We start from the raw sequence: 22,979 nt of genomic DNA, 5'->3' as shown, positions 1-22,979 counted from the left end.
GAAAATGTTCAATATAGGTCTTTCAGAAATTTTAGTTGTAGCTTTAGTGAGCATAATTGTTCTTGATAAAAATAAGGTACCTGTATTTATTGATTTTATTAAGACTATATATAGGTATTTTATAATTGTAAAGTTAAAAGCCAAAAGGTTATTGAAGGATGCCGGAATTGAAGACTTATATAAAGAGTGTAATACTGAGAAAGTAAATTACATAGTTGGTAAAAATGGTAAGCTTTATCCTACTTACGATATAGATAATACATCTAAAGATAATGACAGCGAAGATTCTGGTAGTAGATGATGTACTATCTAATGTCAAGCTTTTAGAAGCTCGACTAAAAGCAGAGTACTATACGGTTATCGTAGCTCATGATGGTGAAGAAGCTATAGATTTAGTAGCAAAGCAGCAGCCCGATATTATATTACTTGATATCATGATGCCAAAGATGAATGGCTTTCAAGTTTGTAAGGAGCTAAAGAGTGATCCCTTGACAACCCATATTCCAATAATTATGGTAACTGCACTGCATGACACTCACGATAGAGTGCAAGGTATTAATGCTGGCGCGGATGATTTTCTGACTAAACCAATAAACGAAACTGCTTTATCTGCACGAATTAAGTCCCTCACGCGCTTAAAAATGATTATAGATGAATTGCGTTTAAGAGGAGAAACCAACGCTGAGATTGGTGGAGTCGCAGGAAACAGTATTATGGATTATTCTAATCAGATTTTTGATGCTAACATACTTGTTATAGATGAGGATGTTTATCAAGCAGAGCAGATATATAATATATTAAAGCAACGCTTTAGGTCAATTAAAATACTGAGTGATCCAATGGAAGCATTGAAGGTTGGTATTGAGAATGGTTACGACCTGATCATTTCTGATATGCAATTTTCAAAAACTGACGGCTTGCGTTTGTGTTCTGAGTTTCGTAGTAAGGTGGAAACACGTTATACACCAATTCTGATTCTTTCTGAGGATTATGATAAAAACAATTTAGTAAAAGCACTTGATGTAGGTGCTAATGATTATTTAACAGTACCTTTGGATGAGGGTGAGCTAATAGCAAGGGTTAATTCGCAAGTAAAACGCAAAAGATATCAAGATGCCTTGAGAATGAATTTATTTAATAATGCGGAAATGTCTATAAAGGACCCATTAACTAACTGTTATAATAGAAGATATTTTGATGTACACTTAAGAAACATTGTTAAGGACTCTGTGGAAAAGGATAGAAGGTTGTCTCTTATGATACTTGATATAGACTATTTTAAGATAGTGAATGACAGTTTTGGGCATAGTGCTGGAGATGAACTTTTAAAGCAAATACAGAAAAGAATTTCTGAAAATATCAGAGTGACAGATTTACTAGCTAGGTTTGGTGGTGAGGAGTTTGTTGTTGTAATTCCAGATACCAATGTATCAGATGCGTATACTATTGCGGAGAGAATACGAAAAATTATTGCTAAAGAACCTTTTGTACTTGCGGATAAAAATACAACCCATAATGTAACTGTGAGCATTGGAATTGCAGAAATGCAAGGATCTGACTTTGATGATATTAAAAAATTTATAGTACGTGCTGACAGATATTTATATAAAGCAAAAAACAGTGGTAGAAATAGAGTGGTTACTGGCTATAGCTAAAGTGGCTTAAGTTTACCGACAACCGTCATTCCGCTACTAGTTAGCGGAATCTATGCTGAGATACCGCGAATGAATCGCGGTATGACGTAGGACTGCTAAGATTAAAGCGACAACATGAGGTTTCTCAGCTCTGGAAATTTCACATTTAACTGCAAAAATAGATACTTATTTAAAAAATATCCTGTAACTTTCAGTCCTAACTGAAATTCTTGGAATGAGTAGCTGTTTTGTAGGTTATTATTGTATACATCATGTAACATTTGTGGAAAAGGTAGGAGTTTATCTGCATAATAATCTCCTACTTTTTTTGACACTGCTCTACCAGTTTTTGGAGAAATAAATTGTAAATTTTCCTTAACACCTGTTACAGCGCATTTGGATAAGTCTAACTTGAATCCCAATTGCGTAAGAAGCAGAAGCTCTAAGTTAAGATAATGGCTTTGCCAAGACTGATTGTTGTGTTTAATTACATCGATGAAATATCGAAAATTGTCATACAGCATGGCACAGGGTTCACTTTCTGGAAGCACTTTTTCTAAAATAGAGGAGAAAGAAACAATAGTAATGCTTTTTAACCTATCTTGAAAGAAATGATGGAATGGAGATTCGATTAATTCGCACTTAAAAAAACCTAGATTTTCAGGTAACTTAGCACTCCATTCTGCATGTAATAGATTACTTATCTGAAACTTATAATTGCTATTGTTTGTGAGCTTAGTTAATCCCCTGCGCTTTCCATGATTTTTTGTAAACAGAGAAAGAATTAAGTTTTTATCGCCGTATTTTTTAGCAGCTATAATGATGCCTTCATCTTTCCATCTCATTTAGAGTGTATTGACCGTATGATATTATAGGATAGTACACCTAGAGCTTGTAATCCATAAAAATCACTTACTCCGTTACTATTCCAAAGTTTCAAGGCTATGAGAGAGTAAGTTATTGGCTGCCACTCTTCTTCCTGAGCCTCCATGCTGAGCTTTTGGTTTGCTAAATAATTGTTTGAATGATTTTAGTAACCATTACTTTTCCTTATCTGAAATTTTGGATAATTCAGCTTCTAATTCTTCTATCGTCGGTAAAGCTGTTTTTATGTTCTCTGGTAGATTTTCAGTTATTCGATATTCCGCTAATCCTATTGGTTTATTTATGTCTTTGAGTGTATATTTAGCAAGTACATCGTCTTTAGATTTACATAAGATTAACCCTATAGAAGGTTGATCTGTCGAGTGCTTCAGTAAATCATCAACTGCAGAAAGATAAAAATTCATTTTACCAGCATATTCCGGCTTAAAATCCTTATCTTTTAGTTCAATCACTACGAAGCAACGTAACTTTAAATGATAGAATAATAAATCAATATAAAAGTCTTTATTACCAACATCTAAATGAAATTGTCTACCAACAAATGCAAATCCTTCACCGAGTTCTAACAGAAATTTTTCCATATGCCCTACGAGTCCTTTTTCTACTTCTCTTTCATGAGCATCCTTACCTATACTTAAAAAATCAAAAATATACGGATCTTTTAATGTGTAATGTGCTAGATCGGATTGTGGAGATGGTAATTTTTCTTTAAAATTAGTTATTGCTTTTCCTTGACGTTTATGTAGTCCAAGTTCTATCTGCATCACCATAATGTTACGTGACCAGCCATGTTCAATAGCTTTTTTTACATAAAATAATCTTATTTCATGACTTTCTATTTTTTCCAAAAGAGTGATATTGTGATACCAAGTTAATTGTGCAAGAGGCTCCTGCACAAATTCAACATCAGGATATTCTTCGGCAAACTTACGCATATACTTCAGATTTCTCGTGCTAAAGCCTTTCATTTCTGGAAATGTACTTCTCAAATTCTTACTTAATTGATCAATTACCTTAGCTCCCCAGGTATGTTCTTTTTGGCGTTTTAGGATCTCTGTACCAATATGGTGGTAAAGCAAAATAAGCTTACTATTTACTGCAAGTGCTGCCTTATAACGGTTTGTTGCAATATGATCCTTCAACTGCTCTAAAAATTCTGTATATTCTTTTGCTATAATTTTTGTCATACGGTTCCTTTTAATCCATTATACAATTCCTTTGTCTTTCGAGAAGACAATCTTCCGCTTGCCTTCAGCTTTGAAGGGATTCCTTATTGACTTCAAACTCGTCCATCAACTAAAATATATTGACTTTACGTGCAATATTAGCTTTAAACCAGTAAAACAAGCTGCTTAACATATGCGTTTTTTCTATTCTAATTATATTCTTTTTTTGTCTTTATGTTGTTTTTTGCTTTTTTCGTTATCTTCAACAAAAGCCCAAACGAATGATACGTTAGCTGTTCCTATACCACAAAGGAAAAAAGAAATAGTTGAGCACACTGTTGTAGCACAACCGAGGCAAATTATCGAAATGCAAGAAGAAGTCATTATTAACGAGGGTAAAGAATTCATTCCAATTCCAAAAAGAAAAAAAAGTGTAGAGAAAAAACTAAGAAGGGATGTTAGAGGGGCAAAAAATGAAATAGGAAACGAAAAAAGCGTTGAGAGCAAAAAGGATGAATTAGTTGTAACAGAAATTATTAACTCTATAAGAGACAAGCTCACAAAATGCTGGAGCATTCCTGAAAGCATAGCTTACAAAGAAAATTTTAATATAAAAATTAACTTATTGTTATCCAGTCAAGGCGAGATAATTATGGCGGATGTAGCAGACAGTGATTCCTATCGAAATAATCCACTTTTCAGGTCGATAGCAGATAACGCAATGCGTGCAGTATATAAATGTAGCCCATTGACCGGCTTGCCTACTCAGCACCACCACATTTGGCGTGAAGTAACACTAGATTTTATTCTATAGCTAAAGTAATTCTATAATTTAATAAGCCCACTGTATCCGTTCAGGATAGCAGCAAGGTAGTATAACCATAGAGTAAAAGTGAGTTTACAACAAATGGTGTCATCCCAGTGCTTGACACTGGGATCCAGCTTTCTTTATAAATTCACCAAAAGTGCTTCATTCTATAACGCAAAACCCATACTTACCAAACCCAATGCATTACTTGCAATTAAGTTTCCTGGATCCAAGTAGTCTGGGCACTGCCGTCATAAAGGAACTAGTGTCAGCTACTTTCATGACACCCTTCTGGTAGGCCCAAATCGCAATGTTCGTACAGTTATGGAATGAACCGCGGTATGACGTAGGAAGATCTGAGCAAACTTTCAATCAGAAACAGCCAAAGATCTCTCTAAGATGTCAGTTTCTTTTGTATCTTCAACTTTACCGTCCTGGTCGAATGAAATTTGCAGAGACTTACTACTATACTTCCTTTTTCCTAAAAAATTGGCTTGTTTAATTTTATATGAGACATAGTACCAAACATTGTCATCGAACTTTGATACTAATGTTGGTGATCCTAAAGTGTGAACCACTTTTTCTTTATCGTCACCTACTTTTATCTTGCTCCACAATTCAACACTAATGCCAGGAGCTCCTTGATTGTGAATAGTGTGAGTGCAGCTCACTGTAAATAATAAAATAAAAGATATTAATACTCGCATTTCTGTTGATAAATTACTTGAAGCTATAATACACTAATAAATTATCTGCCGTCAAATTTCAAAAAAGTTAAATTGACTGATTCTCAATATCACCTAATATAATATTTACTTTAGAAAATAATAGGTGTCTTATGTCATTGTTAGAAGCAGATCCAATATACAAACCTTTTAATTACCCTTGGGCGTATGATGCGTGGCTGCAGCAACAAAGAATCCATTGGATACCTGAGGAAGTTCCGCTTGCTGATGACGTAAAGGATTGGAAAACTAAACTTTCAAACGTAGAGAAAAATCTACTAACTCAGATTTTTAGATTCTTTACTCAGGCAGACATTGAAGTAAATAACTGCTACATGAGGCATTATTCAAATATATTTAAGCCAACAGAAATATGCATGATGCTTGCAAGCTTTTCCAATATGGAAACTATACACATTGCAGCTTATTCTTATCTTTTAGACACAATTGGCATGCCAGAAAGCGAGTATCAAGCATTCTTAAAGTATGATGCTATGAGAAAGAAGTATGAGTATATGCTAGAATTTGAGGAAAGCAAAAAACATGATAAAAAACATGTAGCTAAAACCCTAGCAGTGTTTGGTGCATTTACCGAGGGGTTGCAGTTATTCGCATCGTTTGCAATTTTGCTCAATTTCCAACGCTTTGGAAAAATGAAAGGAATGGGGCAGATAATCGCCTGGTCAGCCCGTGATGAAACTTTGCACACCAATTCAATTATTATGTTATTTAATACATTTATTAAAGAGAATAATGAAATTTGGAACGATGAGTTTAAAGAGGAATTATATTCTGCATGCCGCACTATTGTTGAGCTTGAGGATGAGTTTATAAAGCTTGCTTTTAATTTCGGAGACGTTGAAGGACTATCTGCAGAAGAAGTGCGCAATTACATACGCTACGTAGCAAACAGACGGTTAATGCAATTAGGTCTTGAGTCCATATATGATGTTAATGATAATCCTATTCCGTGGCTTGATGAAATACTAAATGGCGTGGAACATACGAATTTCTTTGAAAATAGAGTAACAGAGTATAGCCGTGCAGCAACTCAAGGCACATGGGAGGAGGCTTTTACTGAAAACGACACGAATAATAAGTGAGTGCTAATTTCACTCTTCTTTGTCATTCCAGTGTCAGCTACTTTCATTACACCATTTGCTGTGCAGTTTAGACAGTTTTGCTTTACTTAACAACTAACTTACCATATATATGTCCATAGGACATTGGTATATAAGAACGTGCTACAACTATTAATCTTACTCACGGTCATCACTTCAGTTGCATTCTTTGGTCATTTAGTTCCAATGGAAGCAAAAACCTTCTTGTACTCAACGAGCCTGAGTATAAAAGAGGTTTTGCTATTTATAATGCCTTTTATTATTTTTGCGTTAATCTTTAGCAGTGTTAACAATCTTAAGCAGTCAGCTATAAAGTTCATATTGTTACTTATTATAATGATCTTCTTGTCAAATCTGGCTTCAAGTTTAATAGCTTATTCTGTTGGGTATTTTATCATACAAAACACTCATTCAATACAAGATATAACGTATGAAGAAACAATTGTTTCCTTATGGTCGTTTAGGCTGCCTGCATTGCTTTCTAATTTTTATGCCCTTGCCTGTGGATTTGTGTCCAGCATAGTAGTGTCCACACTGCTACCCAAGAAAAGCAAAGAGCTTTCGAACAAAATGTTAGATTTAACTCTCTTTATTTTGAAGACGTTTTTGACGCCGATTATTCCAATATTTGTACTTGGGCTTGCTTTAAAAATGCAGCATGATCAAGTTTTATCTATAATATTTAAGGATTACTCAATAATTTTCATTATTATAGCATCTGCAACCTACCTTTATGTTTTCCTCTTATATGGAGCAGCAAATTCATTCAAGATCACAAGCTGGATAGCTAGTATAGGCAATATGATACCGGCATTTATTACTGCAATGAGCACAATGTCTAGTAATGCAACTATGCCACTTACTCTTGAAGGAAGCAAAAAAAATGTAAAGCAACCTGACATGGCATCATCTGTCATACCAATAACTGCTAGCTTTCATTTAGTAGGTGATTGCTTTTTTATCATAATATTATCAATGATAATTGCCTCCGGTTATTCATTGTTCACAATAGATTATGTAACTTTTCTTCTCTATTTTTTGTTATTTAAGTTTGCTATCGTGGCAGTGCCGGCAGGAGGAATTATGGTAATGCTACCTATTCTTGAGAAATATCTCAAATTCTCTCCAGAAATGCTTTCGTTAATTACAGCATTGTATATAGTGTTTGATCCAATAATCACTTCAGCAAATGTTATGGGTAATGGTGCCTTTACTATAATATTTTCAAAACTCTATGATAAGCTTAAGTAATGTCTATTTTAGCGATTGATACTGTAGGTATTGGTAGTTCAATAGCAATAGTTGATTATGATGGTAACTGTTTTGTAGAGCACAATTCCACCAGCAATAGTCATGCAGAATCATTTTTTCAAATACTAAGTACTTTATTTGATAAGCACAACTATAATTATGATAAAATAGATCATTTGGCGGTAGTAGTTGGACCAGGAAGTTTCACTGGAATTAGAGTTGGTATATCAGCTGCACAAGGTATAAATCTTGCTACAAATAAGCCGTTATACGGGGTTAGTGCGCTGGAAGTTCAAGCCTACGCAATATCTTTGCTTTGTGCAAATAGCAAAAAAAATATCAGAGCTATAATCAAAAATGCTCAAGGGTTTTATACACAGTTATTTGATTTCAATTTATTGCCACTGTCTGGTCCAACTGCAGCATGTGACCCTGGTCACGCTACAAGCAGTACACATATGGATTGCAATTTAAATGCTAGCCATGCAGGACTATTAGTTCATTATAGACTGAAGAACAAGCAAAAATTAAACGAAGTTGAAGCTCTATATTTAAATGAGCCTCAGTATATGAAATTGCTATAGACTATTTTTTTGCATACACGTAATTTGGCTAAGCTTGTGCATCTGGTTTACTATCTCTTGAGCTACTTCTTTTATACTCATATCTGAATTTTCTATCTCTATGGCACTCGGTGGTATAAATGAATCGTTAGTCCTCAATTTCTCTATAACGTTATTTACATTAATCACCCTCCTATTTTTTCTTTGCCTTTTTAATGCAATACGCTTTTGTAATGTCAGTAGATCGCACCTGAGTACTACAGGAAGGATTTCTGTGCCCATTTTTTTACTAAGCCTTACTATTGAATCATACATCCTCATGTTCTGGTCATTATTTTCCATCAACTCATCAATAAATATGTAATTTTTTGAGTGAATCGGATAATTTTCTATTACCTGAAGCATAATTTGCATAATGCCATATATTCTATCTTGAACTTCTTTAGGTATTTGATCACGTTCAAAGACACCATCGTATATAGAGCAAACTTGAACATTGTTATAGAACTTGCTATTTACAATTAATGCGTCTATCATATTAGATAATTCTATTGCTGTGGAAAGTTTACCACTTCCCGAAAGACCAGAGAGATATATGAAAAATCCTGCTGGCTGTTTTTTTGTGTTAATATTTACCATATTATTTTCAATCTTGAAACTTACATTTATAATAACATAAAAATGAAGCTTTAAAACATATGAAATATTATATAGAAAATTATTTTTGTAGTTAAGATATTATGTAATTTAAAAACATAAATTCTGTATATAAACTCTATAATAACGATAAATATTTTTAAGCAAGCTACAACATAAAAGTGTTTGTATGTAAAAGACAAGATTTAATCTGACAGAGAAGAATTAACTGACAGAAGAATTGACGTAGTCAAAACTAATATCAGGCTGTTGTTTAATGCTACTAATATTTTTCTGAAAAGCAATATGTTTACTGTCAAAAAACGTTTGCATAGGTGTTTTGCCATAGCAGTATTTGCCTGAGTGAGGCCTTGTCTCATTGTAAGAACGCAACCAATGATCAACATCGATCTGTAGATCCTCCAAAGAATAGTAGATTTTCTTTCTAAAGATAATATTGTAACACTCATCTTGCATAGTTCTATGGAATCTTTCACATATGCCATTAGTTTGTGGAGAGTTGGCTTTGGTTCTAGAATGATCGATATTTTCGATTCCTAAATATAGCTGATAAGCGTGATTTTCGGGCTTGCCACAATACTCCGTACCCCTATCAGTTAGAATGCGTAATAATGGAATTCTCTGCTCATCAAAAAATGGGATAACTCTATCGTTAAGAAGATCTGCAGCTGTAATAGCTGTTCTGTCCGTGTAAAGTTTAACCATTGCAACTCTGGAATAAGTATCAACAAAAGTTTGCTGATAAATGCGCCCTATGCCTTTGATATTGCCCACATAATAGGTATCTTGAGAACCCAAATAACCTGGATGTTGCGTCTCAATTTCACCATGAGCTTCCCTTTGTTCTTTCACTTTTTCTAAAGCTGCAAGTTGTTCTTCAGTTAAAATGATTCCGTCTTGAGCTACTTTTGCCTCCAGTGCTTTAAGTCTCTTTTTCAAAGTTTCAAGGTCATTTCTTAGCCATACAGATCTTACTCCTCCTTGGGAAATTATTATACCTCTTTTTCTCAGCTCATTTGCAGCTCTTTCTTGTCCATATGCAGGAAATTCTGTAGCTATGCCAATTATTGCTCTTTCTATATCTTCCGAAACTCTGTTTGCTAATAGCGGTTTTTTCTTACTTATTTCATGTAATGCTTCTTCTCCCCCATTTTCATATAACTCCTTGAATCGATAAAATGTATCTCTTGAGTATCCCATCACTTTGCACGCTTGAGACACATTTCCTAATTGTTTTGCTAGCTCTAGTAATCCTAGTTTTGGTTTTAGTATTTTTGTTTGTATTGTACTCATTTCTAACACTCCTTATTTTTATTATTCTTAACTTACTTTTTTAAAGTGTCATATCAAGTCCTGTTTAATACAATTAATCATATTTTAAGCTTAACTTGATACTATAAACTGTGTCAAGCTGCCGCCTTGCCACCTCCTAGCACATTCCCATTTACGTTTTGCGCTTCTTTCGTTTCATCCATTTTAATACTAGGTTTTTAATATGCTATATGTAATACCACCAACTGCTAGTGCCACTGCTGTAACTATAGCTGCTGCTATCATTACGGACATCAATTCAACTGCAACTGTCCCGGTTGCAAAAAGTGTCACTGCTATAGCAGTACTGAGTGCTGCAGTTGCACAGCCGGCAATAATACCGTTTTTAATTGCCTTCTTTTCCAAAAACTGTTTTATATATCCGCTTTTGTCAAGATCCATTGGAGTTTTACCATCCTTATTTTTCAATAAAGGATCTGCTCCATTTATTATGAGAATCTCTACTACCCATTTGTTCTGAGTAGCAGGGAATGTTCAAAAAAGTGTGTCAAACCGAAAAAAAAGTAATAAATTGATATAAAAAAATGGAGGTGTGACAATGAGTCAGAAAGTAGTAAACAGAACTAACGGATTGGTAGATTATAAAGAGTTGGAAACAAATATCCTGTCGTCTATACGAGAAGGAAGACCGTTGACAGGAAGGGAGGGAGCATTAACACCATTTATAAAAAAGCTGCTGGAGGCAAGTTTGGAAGGTGAAATAGAAAACCACTTATTAGCTGAAAGTGAAGAGAATAATCGAAGAAATGGGAGAAATGGAAAGACTTTACGGACAAGTGCCGGTTCATTTGAACTTTTGACGCCAAGGGATAGAGAAGGAAGTTTTGAGCCGCAAATAGTCAAAAAAAGGCAAACAAGCTTACATCCAGAGCTTGAAACGAAGATTTTGAGCACATTTGCCAGTGGTATGAGCTATAGAGATATAGCGTCACACGTTGAGGAAATTTATGATCACAAAATATCGGCGGCAGAGATATCAAGTATTACCGACAAATTACTGCCTATAATCAATGAATGGCGTAGTCGTCCACTGCAATCAGTATACCCGATAGTATTTATGGATGGGATGTTCTTTAAGGTCAAAGAGGATGGACATTGCGTAAGTAAATGTATGTACAATATATTGGGCATAGACCAAAATGGCAGAAAAGAAGTCCTGGGCTTTTATTTGGCTGAAAGTGAAGGAGCTAACTTTTGGTTGGGAGTGCTAAATGACCTCAAAGAAAGAGGAGTAGAAGATATTCTGATTGCATGTGTAGATGGGCTAAAAAGCTTTCCTGCAGCTATAAATAGTGCGTTTCCTAAAGCAGAAGTACAGCTATGTATAGTGCATCAGATAAGAAATTCACTAAAATATGTATCCAGCAAAGATGTGAAAGTTTTCATGAATGATTTGAAAAAAATATATCGTGCTACAAGTAAAGAAATTGCTGAAAATTACTTACTTGAGCTGGAAGAAAAATGGGGAGAAAAGTATCCTTTAGTTATAAAATCGTGGCAGAACAATTGGGAAAATTTATCTGGTTATTTCAAGTATTCTAGCCCAGTTAGAAGGCTAATTTACACCACAAATCCAATTGAGGGGCTGCACAGACAGATCAGAAAATTCACTAAAACCAAGGGCTCATTTACCAGCACAAATGCCTTGTATAAACAGGTATATTGTGCTATAAAGAAGGTAGAGCAAAAATGGACTATGGCTCTGCCTAATTGGGCTTTAACTATGTCTCAACTTGATATTTTCTTTCCAGATAGATTGAAAATTGAGTTGAACTAAAAATGCGCTTTGACACACTTTTTTGAACATTCCCGTCAAAAGTTCAAATGAACCGGCACTTGTCCGTAAAGTCTTTCCATTTCTCCCATTTCTTCGATTATTCTCTTCACTTTCAGCTAATAAGTGGTTTTCTATTTCACCTTCCAAACTTGCCTCCAGCAGCTTTTTTATAAATGGTGTTAATGCTCCCTCCCTTCCTGTCAACGGTCTTCCTTCTCGTATAGACGACAGGATATTTGTTTCCAACTCTTTATAATCTACCAATCCGTTAGTTCTGTTTACTACTTTCTGACTCATTGTCACACCTCCATTTTTTTATATCAATTTATTACTTTTTTTTCGGTTTGACACACTTTTTTGAACATTCCCTCTCTATAGCTCATACCACTGGCAAATGTGCTCAAAATCTTCGTTTCAAGCTCTGGATGTAAGCTTGTTTGCCTTTTTTTGACTATTTGCGGCTCAAAACTTCCTTCTCTATCCCTTGGCGTCAAAAATTCAAATGAACCGGCACTTGTCCGTAAAGTCTTTCCATTTCTCCCATTTCTTCGATTATTCTCTTCACTTTCAGCTAATAAGTGGTTTTCTATTTCACCTTCCAAACTTGCTTCCAGCAGCTTTTTTATAAATGGTGTTAATGCTCCCTCCCTTCCTGTCAACGGTCTTCCTTCTCGTATAGACGACAGGATATTTGTTTCCAACTCTTTATAATCTACCAATCCGTTAGTTCTGTTTACTACTTTCTGACTCATTGTCACACCTCCATTTTTTTATATCAATTTATTACTTTTTTTTCGGTTTGACACACTTTTTTGAACATTCCCTTTTGAAATATCGGTTTTCTAGCTTTTTGATCTCCTGTTGCTTTTATAAATTAAGACGCCAGTTCGTAGAACTTCTCCAACTGCTCACTCCATAACATTGGTATTTCCCTTAAATCAGCTAATCTTAAACCTCTCGGTTGTCTCCCATTTACTATGTCTTCTTTAATCTTTGGAGCTAAATAATTTAACCTTAAAATTTGTTGTATACGTCTTGTACCTATATTAATTTTAACGCTCAGCTCTTTCACATTTCTATATTTTCCTTCTTCTAGCTGCCGTTTCCACAGATGGGCTCTTACCACTGCTTTCAGTAGTGCATTATCTGTTTTGCATTCTGGTTCGATTACTGTGCATTTGTTTCCTTTCTTTTTTAAACTCATTGGTATAAATTTTTCCTCTGACTCAGAACAGACATCTATTCCATCCTCTCTCATCCATACTGTCTTTATTAATTTCTTCACCACTTCTTTCTGTTTTCCAAAACTTAAATTTTTCCACTCTTCCGCTTTTTCTTCCAAATTTTCATATAGGCGTTCTGCTCTCTTCATCACTTCTTTTTCTACTTCTCCCGCTACTACTGTTCGGTTCACTGATCCACAATCTTTTCCTCTTAAATGGTTATTGCATATATAGTATCGATACCTCTTATTCTCCTTTTTCGCATACGTCAGTGTCATATTCACATCACAGCTCTTGCACTTGATTATTCCCTTTAGTAGTGCCTCTTCATATTTTTTCCCTTGATACGGTTGATTCTTTATTAATTCTTGCGCTTTTTGCCATTTTTCTTCTTCTATTATTGCTTCATGTTTTCCCTCATATTGCTTCTCATAATGCCGTATTTTTCCCGTATATATTGGATTTGTTATTATTCTCCTTACCGTTGCTTTTTTAAAGATCTCTTCCCCATGTACCTTTCCTGATTTTGCCTCAAATCTTTTCGTTCGGTATCCTTCTCTGTTTAACTCCCTTGCCAATTCTGCCATTGACTTCAGCTCCAAATATCTTTCAAATATATGCTTCACTGTCTTTGCTTCTTTCTCATTTATTATTAATTCTTTATCTTTTACATCATACCCAAGCGGTAAAGTTCCTCCCATCCATAATCCTTGTTCTTTTGATGTTGCTATCTTGTTTTTTACTCTCTCTACGATCATTTCTCTTTCTAGTTGTGCCGCCCCTGATAACACTGTTTGTACGAACTTTCCCATTGGCGTATTATTGTCAAATATCTGCGTTACTGCTACAAAATTTACTCTGTGCCTTCTAAAAAATGATGTCACTTCTATACTATCTTTTGTTTCCCTTGATAGCCTGTCTAATGTATATACTACTACACAATCTACTTCTCCTGCCTTTACATCTTCAAACAACTCCTTTATCGCTGGTCTTTCTAAATTTTTTCCTGAATATCCTCCATCATCGTATCTTTTTGCAAATACTACCCAGCCTTCTCGGCTTTTTATGTACTTTTCACATGCTACTCGTTGCGCGTCCAAGCTGTTGAACTTTTGCTCTAGACCGTCTTCATTTGATTTTCGCGTATATATTGCACATCTTACCTCTTTTAACATTCTCAACTTCCACTTTTATCACGCATTCCAAACAATAAAGGTCCGTTGTAACTCATTCCCATTATTTTCCCTGCTACTGCTGACAATGACGTATAAAACTCTTCTCTGTAGATTAAACCCCTATCTGTTACCATTACCGCATGCATCTCTTCTCCTCTTTCTAATATTAGCTCTGTTCCTTCAACTGGTAATTTATCACTACTTATCCTTTTTCCCTTCTCTAACCGATCTGCTAGATATTCTAGTCTTTTTGCCCCTTTTCTTGATATTTCTCCATACGCTTTCTCCTGTATTCTATATGCTAACCTCGGTATTAGATACTTCTTTGAATGTCTAGGTGCCTCTTCCTCAAATACCTTCTTCCATATTTTCCTCAGCTCTTCCAACGCTTTTTTCTCTAAATATTCTACCTCTTTTTCTACTTTTTTTTCCATATAATCACCTGAATTTTTAAACGCTATAGCACTTTCCCATCCACAAGCTCTTCTTTTACACCTGCTGCCGTACTTTCCGATACGGTTTTTATTTTTTCTATGAACTCCCTCTGTTTATTTGCCATTTTTACGTTCTCTAACACTTCTATTATCTTTTTATTTTTTCTCGTATAATACATTGCTGTTTTGCCAAATTTATCCTTTTGCTCTATATTCGCTCCTGCTTTTACTAGCTCTTTTATTATTGCAATTCCTGCCCCTAGCCTACATGCAGAGTGCAGTGGCGTACATCCGTTGATATATTGAGTAGCATTTACTTCTCCTCCTCCCCTGATCAGCACTTTTACATTTTCTAAACTTCTCGCAAATACTGCGCAGTGCAGTGGTGCATAACCCTTTTTATCTCTTGCATTCACATTTGTTCCCTTATTTATTAATAACCTTACTGTTTTGTAATCAGAGATTTCCACTGCTTGGTGTAATATCGTCTCTCCTTCTTCATTTCTTTTATTAATGTTTTCAAACCCGTTACTTGATACTTCTTTAAAAAACTTACTAAAAGATTCTCTCTTTTCTTCGTTGAACCCCATTGCATACCTCACAAAATTAGCTTTTCTAGCGCCAGACAAATTTCTTATATTTACCTGCCGCTATTCAAGTCATGTCCGTTTTAGCATAAGAAAGCAAGTCTTTTTCTTTTTATTTCATATATTTTAACCTATTATTAATATAATATATGAGGATATAAATATAAGTACTTAACTTATTATAGATATTACTTGACTATTTTTCCAACTTCTGTGCAAATGTCGATGTTCGTGCCATGTTAGTACACCTGGGTACAACACTAAAATGTAATTTTCCGGTTCATGTATTGAATCCTTTTGCTCTGAATTTAATTCGCTTTCAAAATGAACATAGTGCTTTGCTAAACCATATCTTATAACTTTTTGATTGGTAAAATCTTCTACTTTGTAGTGGTGAGTAACGCTAAACCTTTCTAAAATTGGCTTGTATTTTAAATTCCACAGTTCTTCAGACAGTTTACTACTTCCCAATACAAATTTATTTCCTTCTTCTTCTACGCTACTTACTGGAAAACATGCATTTACTTTCCCTAAATTCCAGCTATCTGATAATACTATCTGCGCTTTAGCAAACTTAATCTCAGGTAATAAGCTCTGTGGTAGCGGATATAGTGCTTTGAAGTTATACCACACATGATTTCTTTCATAAATACCGTTATAATTCTTTGTGTGAGGCTCGGTTTCTCCAAGTATTGCTACATCCAAGCGATATATATCATTGCTTAAAGCTTGTTCATGATGATCGCGTAGATAACTCTCTATAACCTCAATTAATGGATTGCTAGATCTGAAAAAGTTCACTCTTCCAAATGATAACACCGGTCCATCTTTTTCTATTTTTACCCCTGAATAGTCAGAAAGAAGATCTCCAAATAAACTCTCATCCAATATAAATCTCTGTGCATTATAATAATCGTTAAAAATTCTCATCAATCTGGATCTTGCAGGTAATGATAGTTTTGTCAGCTCTACTACTGCATCTACAAAAAAGTCATTTGGAACATCTCTTATTCCTATTTGCAACTCGAAAAAATGTTTACCAGGTGGCTCCTCAATAATTGTAATATCTTCTATATTTGCCCATTTTAGTGCTATTTTTAGTGATGCTGGAGTTCCTCTCAGTCTTTGAAATTTTACTCCTTCTACTACGGCTTTTCTTCTATCTTTTACCCAACGCAGTATCTCTTCTAAACCATATTCCTCAATCAACCACGGCAATGTTTCTTCTTCTAATCTAAATTTAAACCCTCTTATGCAACTTGGATTAACTTTATAGTCGATTGTTTCTACTAGCGCTTTTTCTTGCTTTGTTGCGTTTGGCGGTAATAAACTTTTCATTTGTCTTTTCTTTCAAGTTGCTTTAATTTCCTTTATTTAGGTAGCTTATGAGTAAGCAAGAGATCATTGCAGAACTGATAAAAAACAAAGATATTCTCGGTATTAAAAATACTTTCTTTGATATTTGACTATATTGTTAATACCTTAAAAAATAAGTTGCAACAGCTAGGAGAAGGAGAATCTTTTCGTCTGCATAACATTGGTCATTTTTATCCAGTAAACCTTAAACCACTTATTGCACGTAATCCTCTCACTGGTATGATTCCACAAAGCAAAAAATACGTTTTAAATCCTATCTAACTTGACGTAGCTAAGCACCGCACACTCATTCCCCAGAACCGGGAATGTTCAAAAAAGTGTGTCAAACCGAAAAAAAAGTAATAAATTGATATAAAAAAATGGAGGTGTGACAATGAGTCAGAAAGTAGTAAACAGAACTAACGGATTGGTAGATTATAAAGAGTTGGAAACAAATATCCTGTCGTCTATACGAGAAGGAAGACCGTTGACAGGAAGGGAGGGAGCATTAACACCATTTATAAAAAAGCTGCTGGAGGCAAGTTTGGAAGGTGAAATAGAAAACCACTTATTAGCTGAAAGTGAAGAGAATAATCGAAGAAATGGGAGAAATGGAAAGACTTTACGGACAAGTGCCGGTTCATTTGAACTTTTGACGCCAAGGGATAGAGAAGGAAGTTTTGAGCCGCAAATAGTCAAAAAAAGGCAAACAAGCTTACATCCAGAGCTTGAAACGAAGATTTTGAGCACATTTGCCAGTGGTATGAGCTATAGAGATATAGCGTCACACGTTGAGGAAATTTATGATCACAAAATATCGGCGGCAGAGATATCAAGTATTACCGACAAATTACTGCCTATAATCAATGAATGGCGTAGTCGTCCACTGCAATCAGTATACCCGATAGTATTTATGGATGGGATGTTCTTTAAGGTCAAAGAGGATGGACATTGCGTAAGTAAATGTATGTACAATATATTGGGCATAGACCAAAATGGCAGAAAAGAAGTCCTGGGCTTTTATTTGGCTGAAAGTGAAGGAGCTAACTTTTGGTTGGGAGTGCTAAATGACCTCAAAGAAAGAGGAGTAGAAGATATTCTGATTGCATGTGTAGATGGGCTAAAAAGCTTTCCTGCAGCTATAAATAGTGCGTTTCCTAAAGCAGAAGTACAGCTATGTATAGTGCATCAGATAAGAAATTCACTAAAATATGTATCCAGCAAAGATGTGAAAGTTTTCATGAATGATTTGAAAAAAATATATCGTGCTACAAGTAAAGAAATTGCTGAAAATTACTTACTTGAGCTGGAAGAAAAATGGGGAGAAAAGTATCCTTTAGTTATAAAATCGTGGCAGAACAATTGGGAAAATTTATCTGGTTATTTCAAGTATTCTAGCCCAGTTAGAAGGCTAATTTACACCACAAATCCAATTGAGGGGCTACACAGACAGATCAGAAAATTCACTAAAACCAAGGGCTCATTTACCAGCACAAATGCCTTGTATAAACAGGTATATTGTGCTATAAAGAAGGTAGAGCAAAAATGGACTATGGCTCTGCCTAATTGGGCTTTAACTATGTCTCAACTTGATATTTTCTTTCCAGATAGATTGAAAATTGAGTTGAACTAAAAATGCGCTTTGACACACTTTTTTGAACATTCCCCCAGAACCACAACATCCTCTCTTGGCTCGATTAATTCTACGTTTTCTACACCCTCTACAAACAAATTTGCTATTATCCAAGATCTTGTAACATTCCATCCCAGCCTTCTATTTGCTTCAAACTTCTTAATGAACTGCTTCTTGATTTCCTCCTTCGATATTACAGGACTTATGCTCATTCTGCTGTGAATATCTATTTCCGTAATATTGCAACCAATTACTGTTACTGTATCTGTTAAAACCCTTATATCATCTCTAGTAACCTGCTTTTTACAATTTCTAGTAGCTCTTCTAACGCTATGCCAGTTGTGGATAATTGTGTTGATAAGATTGAAATTTGTACTTTCCCTGGTATAGGTGATTCTACTAATGCATCTTTTACTCTACTATCTGCTGACAGTGCATGATACCTATAATACTCCTTGCTCCCACATGTGCTCCAGCCTTTTATTTTTGCTTTTACCTTCTTTCTAAATCTTTCATCCTCTTCTTCTTTCTGCCTCTCCACTCCGTAAAACTCAGCCAAATTATCAAGATCTTCTCCTACTGCAAATTTCAGTAAATTACTCTCTACTGCTTCATTTATTCTTTCTCTGAGCAAAAGTTCTCTCCATGCTGCTACCTCCATAATCTTTACCGCTGGATCACTTTCAACTAATGCTGAAAAGGTTTCATCTCTACGGACCAATTCTTCCTTCATTCTCGAAAAGATTTCTTCATAACTCAGCTTTTCAATAATATTAGGTGTCTGCATTTCTAAACAACTATTCCTCTAATATCTATGAATTTGCCTTCTGGAAGATAAATACCTTGAAGTACAAGAATCACTTTTCCTTCTTTTACTTCTGTAATTTTTACTTTTTCTAACTTAAATCTCTTCTCAAATTTCCCCAGTGCTTCTGCTGTTGCTGCATAGATCTCCAAAGTAAAATCTCTACTAATTGGTTTATCCACTAATTCAAATAATCTTGACCCATAATCTCTCCTCATTATTCTACTGTTAATAGGAGTGGTCAGTATATCAATTATCGATTGCTTTAAGTGCTCTATTCCTTCTAATGTTTTTCCTGTTTTACCATCCATACCCTTCATTTCTATTTTGCAAAGACGCTTTCACTGCCTTTTATTACTTTAAACCCACATGAAACTATATCTCCTACTCTTCCTACACTAAGACCATTTGCAAACACTGTTTTTGTTACTTGAATCATTACTTTTCCTTCACTAAAACTGTCTCCTTGTCTACATATTGACTTACCGTTTACAAAAACATTATTACTTCCGCTAATGCAGAAATGTGGTATAGCTTCTCCACAATAGTCTCCTAACCTTACTATTCCTTTGTTCAATTTAAGTCAATCCTTTCTGCTTTCAGTTTTATTCCACTTTTTGTCATTTCTATACTTGATTTCCCAGCCTTCAGTGTTATTTTATCTACTACTTCAATCTCTAAATGATGACTCTCTTTATCATATAACAATCTTGTTCCATCCTGAAACTTCACACTATTTATTTCTTTTTTATTCTCTGGTGCAGAGTATTTTTCCTGATATATTCCTCCTAATACCACTCCTAATGATAGTTCACCAAAAGGAGAAAATATCATAACCTGTTCACCGATATCTGGTGGAGACCAATCTCTATCTTTTCCTGCTTTGCTCGTTACCCATGGCAGATAATCTGTTAAAAATTCTCCTATTTTCACTCTTACTTTTGCTTTTTCATAATCTATTTCTTTTACAATTCCTACACGAATAACGTTTGCTAGTTTCCTATTCAGCTCTGAAATCGCAAAACTATGATCCAACATGTACGTTACCTATCTCTATAATATGCGGCTTAATTCCAGTTTTTGACCACACTGACTCACCAATATGTATCTCATGAACCCAATCAACTACCCAAACAAGATACGCATCTAATTCTGGTCTAAATCCATCAGGCTCTGCAGAGAGAAATTCACCTGGTGAAATGTTCATACTAAAAGTGCTTTTATTCACAACTTTTGCCACCTCAGCAGCTAATGTTCTGACAATAATAGGGGCATTTTCTATTGTGCTATCAATCACAATTCGTGCTTCAAATCTTGCTTTCAGCGCTAATTCTTCTGTTCCAGGATCATGTCCTTTTTCAAAGCTATTAAGTTCCACAAATACCGCTGGTGCTATCAATTCTTTCCTTATTGCTGGATAAACTTCACAAGTTTGAATTGCTGGTATTTCTTTCTTTAATGTAGTACAAATTGCATTATGCAAATCCTTCCAATTCATCATACTCTGCAGCTCAATTCACGTTTAAAAAATTTTGTAAAGACTTTCTCAACCTCATAATTAACAAGATTCCCTATTATTCTTGAAGCCTCAGGTTCGAGTGGCAATTTAACTTCTTTTATTGGTAATGCTGTTTTTCCCTCGCGTTTAAAAGCTCCTTTATAACCTCTTGGCATCGTTGCAGTAAACGCTCCTATAAACTCATGATTTCCTGTTTTCGTACCTCTTTTTGTTTCTCTCATAATGCCAATAGATGAAGCCCTTACATCATACAAGCTTGCTCTTATTAAAACCTCCAATCTGCTTGTTTTTGCTTTAAAAATTCTTAGCCTTTTTCTCATTACCGTTAATTTTATCTTCTTTTCCTCACTGATTTCCTTAGCTGCTTTTGATTTTAGCCATATTGCTGTTTTGTTTAATGCTCTCACTGTCGCTTTTTCCACTTTTTTCCTTTCAGCATCTATACTGTGTATAATACTACCGGTGTTTATACCCCTGACGCTCGAATTTTCCATACCATTCCTGAATTATCTTGCAGCGGTGAAGAATATACTTTATATTTACGGTCACCTATAACAAAAATATCTCCTACAATTGGCTGCAGTACATCAAACGCACTTACTTCCAACACTAAAGTTTCTCCTACAAATTGCCCTTCACCAATCTCGTATAATTTATCTGGCTCTTGCTTTAATACTTGTACCATGTACGCCTTATTTTTCGACTCATACAAAGCTAACTCTCCTAAATGGGCAAAACAATCTTTAAATAATCTCTTTATATTTTCCTGCATACCATTTTTTCTAAAAGTCTTTACATATTATTTTAAACATATTGCATATCTTATATTTTTATGGTATATTTTTAAGGTCATAAATAGAGTTTTCTATGTGGGGACCCTACTATGTTGTTACTATTTTCGCTAAAACGGCCGGACGATGGCACATTGGCAGAGGATTTGACTGCGTATGCAAATCAGTCCCTCTATCAAATCTTCTTGGCTCTTGTTTTGCATAGAGTGGCTGTCCTAGTGTATTTACTGTTTCATTAAAATCTGCTGGTGCAAAATATGTTGTAAATGTGCTCGCTGTTCCTAGTGGAAAACAGTGTCCTGTATCTCTTTCTATAAACCTTCTTACGGTTCCTTCAGGATCAGTTGCTTGCCCTCTATATTCCTCAAACGTTATGCCACAAAACGTAAATCCTGATCTCATATCATTCCTTAGCGCTGCTCCTTCTTGCCATCTTTCATATGCTTCTTTCACTTTACTATGCGAAGTTAATGCATCAAAAAACTCAGGGCTTACCAAGGCATGAATTCCGGTCATATATTCACCACTTAGATTATCTTCTATATGCCGGAGTACTTCCAGACACTTACGCTTGACATCTGTTGTTGCTGTTCCAAGGGCAAAATTTACTACTTTTGGTGTTATTTCAAATTCGTTGTACAGATTTAATAATTCTGACCCATCAGCATCTAAAATTATTCCCTTCAGCGCTCCCATTCGCAAATGCTCTAATGTTATTGCGTGCTTGTTTCTCATTAGCTGTAAATGGTCAGTTATTACGTCTGCCAGCGCTTTCAGTTCACTTTCTGATCCAAATGCTCTTATTCCCTGCACTTCTTCTGGCAGTACTACATCATCATGCGGAATATGCGGAATCGTAAATGTTCTTATTTTCCGTTTTCCTCGTTTTCCCACTGTTGCTGGTGCTCCTGGAACTTGTGTTGGCAATAGGCTTAAAACTCCATTATGTTCTTCTATGGTGATATGTCTAAATCTTACTGACCTACTTGGAAATAAATTTAAATTTTCAACACGTCCATAATTTATCGGCAATATATTCATCGCATTTGTTAGTGCCGTCATACTAAATGCTGGATTTGTAAATGGATTTTGCATTTTTTATTTTCCCCCTTTTGTGTTTTTAATAGTTTTTTTAAGCTCCCTTGCGGATAATGATCCCTCGTCCTTCAAGTTGCTTTATTGCTTCAGCTTTCTGTTCTTCAGTGATATTTGCTGGCCACACCACTGCATGATCTGCTAGTATTGCACCACGAGTAATAATTACTGCTTTAGCATTTTCTGTCGCATTTACATCACTTACTACTGCACCTATCGCTGTTTGTGTACCATCTGTGGCAGTTGGATTTATTATCTTAACCATGCTATCTTTATCGAGAGCCACTACTGTACCAAGCTTTAGGTTCTGCCCTTTTGCTACTGTTATCTGATCTCTTGAATATAGACTTGATGCCTCATACTTTAATAAGTCACCTAGATTATTTTGTTCGGTTATACATGTCATATTTTCTTTTCTCCTTTTTTTCCTTTAGTTTTACCG

Annotated in this window: 27 protein-coding genes and 3 pseudogenes; 9 read left to right on the top strand and 21 right to left on the bottom strand. The window is 35.1% G+C overall.

All coding sequences use genetic code 11. From position 1 onward, the window contains the following. Positions 1–4 precede the first annotated feature (4 nt). Together tatB and OPR49_RS04745 are read left to right on the top strand one after the other, a co-directional pair. Complete coding sequence (gene tatB / locus OPR49_RS04750; protein WP_265027529.1) at positions 5–301, top strand: Sec-independent protein translocase subunit TatB; 297 nt, start codon at positions 5–7, stop codon at positions 299–301. Then, entirely contained in the window at positions 273–1,655 is a 1,383-nt protein-coding gene (locus tag OPR49_RS04745; RefSeq protein ID WP_265026800.1) for a PleD family two-component system response regulator, read from the top strand. The genes tatB and OPR49_RS04745 overlap by 29 nt, the downstream gene beginning before the upstream one ends. Positions 1,656–1,756: 101 nt before the next feature. Here the strand turns inward: OPR49_RS04745 and recO are convergent, their stop codons facing one another. Together recO and OPR49_RS04735 are read right to left on the bottom strand one after the other, a co-directional pair. Next, positions 1,757–2,479: a DNA repair protein RecO gene (gene recO / locus OPR49_RS04740; RefSeq protein WP_010082260.1), complete on the bottom strand. Its 723-nt coding sequence runs from the start codon at positions 2,477–2,479 to the stop codon at positions 1,757–1,759. A gap of 195 nt (positions 2,480–2,674) precedes the next feature. Next, positions 2,675–3,706: a PDDEXK nuclease domain-containing protein gene (locus tag OPR49_RS04735; protein WP_265026799.1), complete on the bottom strand. Its 1,032-nt coding sequence runs from the start codon at positions 3,704–3,706 to the stop codon at positions 2,675–2,677. Positions 3,707–3,878: 172 nt separating this feature from the next. Between OPR49_RS04735 and OPR49_RS04730 the strand changes: the two genes are divergently transcribed. Together OPR49_RS04730 and OPR49_RS04725 are read left to right on the top strand one after the other, a co-directional pair. Next, positions 3,879–4,499, top strand: coding sequence for a hypothetical protein (locus tag OPR49_RS04730; RefSeq protein WP_022626225.1), 621 nt, complete (start codon positions 3,879–3,881; stop codon positions 4,497–4,499). A 78-nt stretch (positions 4,500–4,577) separates the two neighbouring features. After that, complete coding sequence (locus OPR49_RS04725; protein WP_237357331.1) at positions 4,578–4,730, top strand: hypothetical protein; 153 nt, start codon at positions 4,578–4,580, stop codon at positions 4,728–4,730. Between the two features lie 131 nt (positions 4,731–4,861). Here the strand turns inward: OPR49_RS04725 and OPR49_RS04720 are convergent, their stop codons facing one another. After that, complete coding sequence (locus OPR49_RS04720) at positions 4,862–5,200, bottom strand: outer membrane protein assembly factor BamE (RefSeq protein WP_265026798.1); 339 nt, start codon at positions 5,198–5,200, stop codon at positions 4,862–4,864. Between the two features lie 131 nt (positions 5,201–5,331). Here OPR49_RS04720 and OPR49_RS04715 point away from each other — a divergent pair, with 131 nt between their 5' ends. The 3 genes from OPR49_RS04715 to tsaB all read left to right on the top strand — a co-directional run bounded on the left by OPR49_RS04715 (position 5,332) and on the right by tsaB (position 8,174). Next, the gene (locus OPR49_RS04715; protein WP_065094944.1) at positions 5,332–6,321 is read left to right on the top strand and encodes a ribonucleotide-diphosphate reductase subunit beta; all 990 of its coding nucleotides are present in this window, start codon (positions 5,332–5,334) and stop codon (positions 6,319–6,321) included. Between the two features lie 138 nt (positions 6,322–6,459). Continuing rightward, positions 6,460–7,590 carry a cation:dicarboxylate symporter family transporter gene (locus OPR49_RS04710; protein ID WP_320157614.1) on the top strand — a complete coding sequence of 377 codons (1,131 nt, stop codon included), beginning with the start codon at positions 6,460–6,462 and terminating at the stop codon, positions 7,588–7,590. Next, positions 7,590–8,174, top strand: a complete 585-nt coding sequence (gene tsaB, locus OPR49_RS04705) for a tRNA (adenosine(37)-N6)-threonylcarbamoyltransferase complex dimerization subunit type 1 TsaB (RefSeq protein WP_077188562.1) — start codon at positions 7,590–7,592, stop codon at positions 8,172–8,174. Before OPR49_RS04710 ends, tsaB begins: the two co-directional genes overlap by 1 nt. On the opposite strand, the gene OPR49_RS04700 is transcribed toward tsaB, so the two are convergent. From OPR49_RS04700 to OPR49_RS04690, 3 genes are all read right to left on the bottom strand, one after another. Continuing rightward, the gene (locus OPR49_RS04700) at positions 8,169–8,792 is read right to left on the bottom strand and encodes an AAA family ATPase (protein ID WP_265026796.1); all 624 of its coding nucleotides are present in this window, start codon (positions 8,790–8,792) and stop codon (positions 8,169–8,171) included. The genes tsaB and OPR49_RS04700 overlap by 6 nt on opposite strands. 222 nt (positions 8,793–9,014) lie before the next feature. After that, positions 9,015–10,103 carry an IS481 family transposase gene (locus OPR49_RS04695; RefSeq protein WP_265027486.1) on the bottom strand — a complete coding sequence of 363 codons (1,089 nt, stop codon included), beginning with the start codon at positions 10,101–10,103 and terminating at the stop codon, positions 9,015–9,017. A 189-nt stretch (positions 10,104–10,292) separates the two neighbouring features. Continuing rightward, positions 10,293–10,550 (bottom strand): hypothetical protein, encoded by a 258-nt coding sequence (locus OPR49_RS04690; RefSeq protein ID WP_265026795.1) that lies wholly within the window; start codon positions 10,548–10,550, stop codon positions 10,293–10,295. A 130-nt stretch (positions 10,551–10,680) separates the two neighbouring features. On the opposite strand from OPR49_RS04690, the gene OPR49_RS04685 reads away from it, so the two are divergent. Beyond that, on the top strand, positions 10,681–11,919 hold the full coding sequence (locus tag OPR49_RS04685; protein WP_265026724.1) for an IS256 family transposase: 1,239 nt from the start codon (positions 10,681–10,683) through the stop codon (positions 11,917–11,919). A gap of 33 nt (positions 11,920–11,952) precedes the next feature. On the opposite strand, the pseudogene OPR49_RS04680 reads toward OPR49_RS04685, so the two are convergent. The 6 genes and pseudogenes from OPR49_RS04680 to OPR49_RS04655 all read right to left on the bottom strand — a co-directional run. Continuing rightward, positions 11,953–12,216 (bottom strand): annotated as a pseudogene (locus OPR49_RS04680) (IS256 family transposase); the annotation flags it as partial. 71 nt (positions 12,217–12,287) lie between these two features. Then, positions 12,288–12,671 (bottom strand): annotated as a pseudogene (locus OPR49_RS04675) (transposase); the annotation flags it as partial. A gap of 122 nt (positions 12,672–12,793) precedes the next feature. Further along, positions 12,794–14,317, bottom strand: a complete 1,524-nt coding sequence (locus OPR49_RS04670; RefSeq protein ID WP_265026794.1) for a recombinase family protein — start codon at positions 14,315–14,317, stop codon at positions 12,794–12,796. Positions 14,318–14,319: 2 nt separating this feature from the next. Then, a complete protein-coding gene (locus tag OPR49_RS04665; protein WP_265026793.1) occupies positions 14,320–14,751 on the bottom strand; it encodes a DUF2924 domain-containing protein in 432 nt (143 codons plus the stop codon). Between the two features lie 23 nt (positions 14,752–14,774). Then, positions 14,775–15,341, bottom strand: a complete 567-nt coding sequence (locus OPR49_RS04660; protein ID WP_265026792.1) for an ankyrin repeat domain-containing protein — start codon at positions 15,339–15,341, stop codon at positions 14,775–14,777. A 168-nt stretch (positions 15,342–15,509) separates the two neighbouring features. Continuing rightward, positions 15,510–16,676, bottom strand: coding sequence for a phage tail protein (locus tag OPR49_RS04655; RefSeq protein WP_264328562.1), 1,167 nt, complete (start codon positions 16,674–16,676; stop codon positions 15,510–15,512). Positions 16,677–17,088: 412 nt separating this feature from the next. Between OPR49_RS04655 and OPR49_RS04650 the strand changes: the two genes are divergently transcribed. Next, on the top strand, positions 17,089–18,327 hold the full coding sequence (locus OPR49_RS04650) for an IS256 family transposase (protein WP_265026724.1): 1,239 nt from the start codon (positions 17,089–17,091) through the stop codon (positions 18,325–18,327). Here OPR49_RS04650 and OPR49_RS04645 read toward each other — a convergent pair. The 9 genes and pseudogenes from OPR49_RS04645 to OPR49_RS04605 all read right to left on the bottom strand — a co-directional run bounded on the left by OPR49_RS04645 (position 18,324) and on the right by OPR49_RS04605 (position 22,943). Beyond that, a pseudogene (locus OPR49_RS04645) lies at positions 18,324–19,114 on the bottom strand (baseplate assembly protein). The gene OPR49_RS04650 and the pseudogene OPR49_RS04645 sit on opposite strands and share 4 nt — an antisense overlap. A 2-nt stretch (positions 19,115–19,116) precedes the next feature. After that, entirely contained in the window at positions 19,117–19,452 is a 336-nt protein-coding gene (locus OPR49_RS04640) for a GPW/gp25 family protein (RefSeq protein ID WP_264328559.1), read from the bottom strand. A gap of 2 nt (positions 19,453–19,454) precedes the next feature. After that, a complete protein-coding gene (locus OPR49_RS04635) occupies positions 19,455–19,709 on the bottom strand; it encodes a PAAR domain-containing protein (RefSeq protein WP_265026791.1) in 255 nt (84 codons plus the stop codon). Further along, positions 19,706–20,170: a phage baseplate assembly protein V gene (locus tag OPR49_RS04630; protein WP_265026790.1), complete on the bottom strand. Its 465-nt coding sequence runs from the start codon at positions 20,168–20,170 to the stop codon at positions 19,706–19,708. The genes OPR49_RS04635 and OPR49_RS04630 overlap by 4 nt, the downstream gene beginning before the upstream one ends. Next, complete coding sequence (locus OPR49_RS04625; RefSeq protein WP_265027528.1) at positions 20,157–20,630, bottom strand: hypothetical protein; 474 nt, start codon at positions 20,628–20,630, stop codon at positions 20,157–20,159. The genes OPR49_RS04630 and OPR49_RS04625 overlap by 14 nt, the downstream gene beginning before the upstream one ends. Further along, positions 20,630–21,145, bottom strand: a complete 516-nt coding sequence (locus OPR49_RS04620) for a phage tail protein (RefSeq protein ID WP_265026789.1) — start codon at positions 21,143–21,145, stop codon at positions 20,630–20,632. The genes OPR49_RS04625 and OPR49_RS04620 overlap by 1 nt, the downstream gene beginning before the upstream one ends. Beyond that, on the bottom strand, positions 21,118–21,423 hold the full coding sequence (locus tag OPR49_RS04615) for a head-tail joining protein (protein ID WP_265026788.1): 306 nt from the start codon (positions 21,421–21,423) through the stop codon (positions 21,118–21,120). Before OPR49_RS04615 ends, OPR49_RS04620 begins: the two co-directional genes overlap by 28 nt. 109 nt (positions 21,424–21,532) lie before the next feature. Beyond that, positions 21,533–22,537, bottom strand: a complete 1,005-nt coding sequence (locus OPR49_RS04610) for a major capsid protein (protein ID WP_265026787.1) — start codon at positions 22,535–22,537, stop codon at positions 21,533–21,535. Between the two features lie 37 nt (positions 22,538–22,574). Further along, positions 22,575–22,943: a head decoration protein gene (locus tag OPR49_RS04605; RefSeq protein WP_265026786.1), complete on the bottom strand. Its 369-nt coding sequence runs from the start codon at positions 22,941–22,943 to the stop codon at positions 22,575–22,577. Positions 22,944–22,979 lie beyond the last annotated feature (36 nt).

It is taken from the genome of Wolbachia endosymbiont (group A) of Bombylius major, from assembly GCF_947251895.1.
Taxonomy (GTDB): Bacteria; Pseudomonadota; Alphaproteobacteria; order Rickettsiales; family Anaplasmataceae; genus Wolbachia; species Wolbachia pipientis.
This window is presented reverse-complemented; position numbering and strand designations above follow the sequence as displayed.

What these genes read in the sequence shown, in the direction of transcription:
- tatB (WP_265027529.1), top strand. Translation starts at nt 5, where the DNA reads ATGTTCAATATAGGTCTTTCAGAAATTTTAGTTGTAGCTTTAGTGAGC.
- OPR49_RS04745 (WP_265026800.1), top strand. Translation starts at nt 273, where the DNA reads ATGACAGCGAAGATTCTGGTAGTAGATGATGTACTATCTAATGTCAAG.
- recO (WP_010082260.1), bottom strand. Translation starts at nt 2,479, where the DNA reads ATGAGATGGAAAGATGAAGGCATCATTATAGCTGCTAAAAAATACGGC.
- OPR49_RS04735 (WP_265026799.1), bottom strand. Translation starts at nt 3,706, where the DNA reads ATGACAAAAATTATAGCAAAAGAATATACAGAATTTTTAGAGCAGTTG.
- OPR49_RS04730 (WP_022626225.1), top strand. Translation starts at nt 3,879, where the DNA reads ATGCGTTTTTTCTATTCTAATTATATTCTTTTTTTGTCTTTATGTTGT.
- OPR49_RS04720 (WP_265026798.1), bottom strand. Translation starts at nt 5,200, where the DNA reads ATGCGAGTATTAATATCTTTTATTTTATTATTTACAGTGAGCTGCACT.
- OPR49_RS04715 (WP_065094944.1), top strand. Translation starts at nt 5,332, where the DNA reads ATGTCATTGTTAGAAGCAGATCCAATATACAAACCTTTTAATTACCCT.
- tsaB (WP_077188562.1), top strand. Translation starts at nt 7,590, where the DNA reads ATGTCTATTTTAGCGATTGATACTGTAGGTATTGGTAGTTCAATAGCA.
- OPR49_RS04700 (WP_265026796.1), bottom strand. Translation starts at nt 8,792, where the DNA reads ATGGTAAATATTAACACAAAAAAACAGCCAGCAGGATTTTTCATATAT.
- OPR49_RS04695 (WP_265027486.1), bottom strand. Translation starts at nt 10,103, where the DNA reads ATGAGTACAATACAAACAAAAATACTAAAACCAAAACTAGGATTACTA.
- OPR49_RS04685 (WP_265026724.1), top strand. Translation starts at nt 10,681, where the DNA reads ATGAGTCAGAAAGTAGTAAACAGAACTAACGGATTGGTAGATTATAAA.
- OPR49_RS04670 (WP_265026794.1), bottom strand. Translation starts at nt 14,317, where the DNA reads ATGTTAAAAGAGGTAAGATGTGCAATATATACGCGAAAATCAAATGAA.
- OPR49_RS04665 (WP_265026793.1), bottom strand. Translation starts at nt 14,751, where the DNA reads ATGGAAAAAAAAGTAGAAAAAGAGGTAGAATATTTAGAGAAAAAAGCG.
- OPR49_RS04660 (WP_265026792.1), bottom strand. Translation starts at nt 15,341, where the DNA reads ATGGGGTTCAACGAAGAAAAGAGAGAATCTTTTAGTAAGTTTTTTAAA.
- OPR49_RS04655 (WP_264328562.1), bottom strand. Translation starts at nt 16,676, where the DNA reads ATGAAAAGTTTATTACCGCCAAACGCAACAAAGCAAGAAAAAGCGCTA.
- OPR49_RS04650 (WP_265026724.1), top strand. Translation starts at nt 17,089, where the DNA reads ATGAGTCAGAAAGTAGTAAACAGAACTAACGGATTGGTAGATTATAAA.
- OPR49_RS04640 (WP_264328559.1), bottom strand. Translation starts at nt 19,452, where the DNA reads ATGAAGGGTATGGATGGTAAAACAGGAAAAACATTAGAAGGAATAGAG.
- OPR49_RS04630 (WP_265026790.1), bottom strand. Translation starts at nt 20,170, where the DNA reads ATGTTGGATCATAGTTTTGCGATTTCAGAGCTGAATAGGAAACTAGCA.
- OPR49_RS04625 (WP_265027528.1), bottom strand. Translation starts at nt 20,630, where the DNA reads ATGAATTGGAAGGATTTGCATAATGCAATTTGTACTACATTAAAGAAA.
- OPR49_RS04620 (WP_265026789.1), bottom strand. Translation starts at nt 21,145, where the DNA reads ATGGAAAATTCGAGCGTCAGGGGTATAAACACCGGTAGTATTATACAC.
- OPR49_RS04615 (WP_265026788.1), bottom strand. Translation starts at nt 21,423, where the DNA reads ATGCAGGAAAATATAAAGAGATTATTTAAAGATTGTTTTGCCCATTTA.
- OPR49_RS04610 (WP_265026787.1), bottom strand. Translation starts at nt 22,537, where the DNA reads ATGCAAAATCCATTTACAAATCCAGCATTTAGTATGACGGCACTAACA.
- OPR49_RS04605 (WP_265026786.1), bottom strand. Translation starts at nt 22,943, where the DNA reads ATGACATGTATAACCGAACAAAATAATCTAGGTGACTTATTAAAGTAT.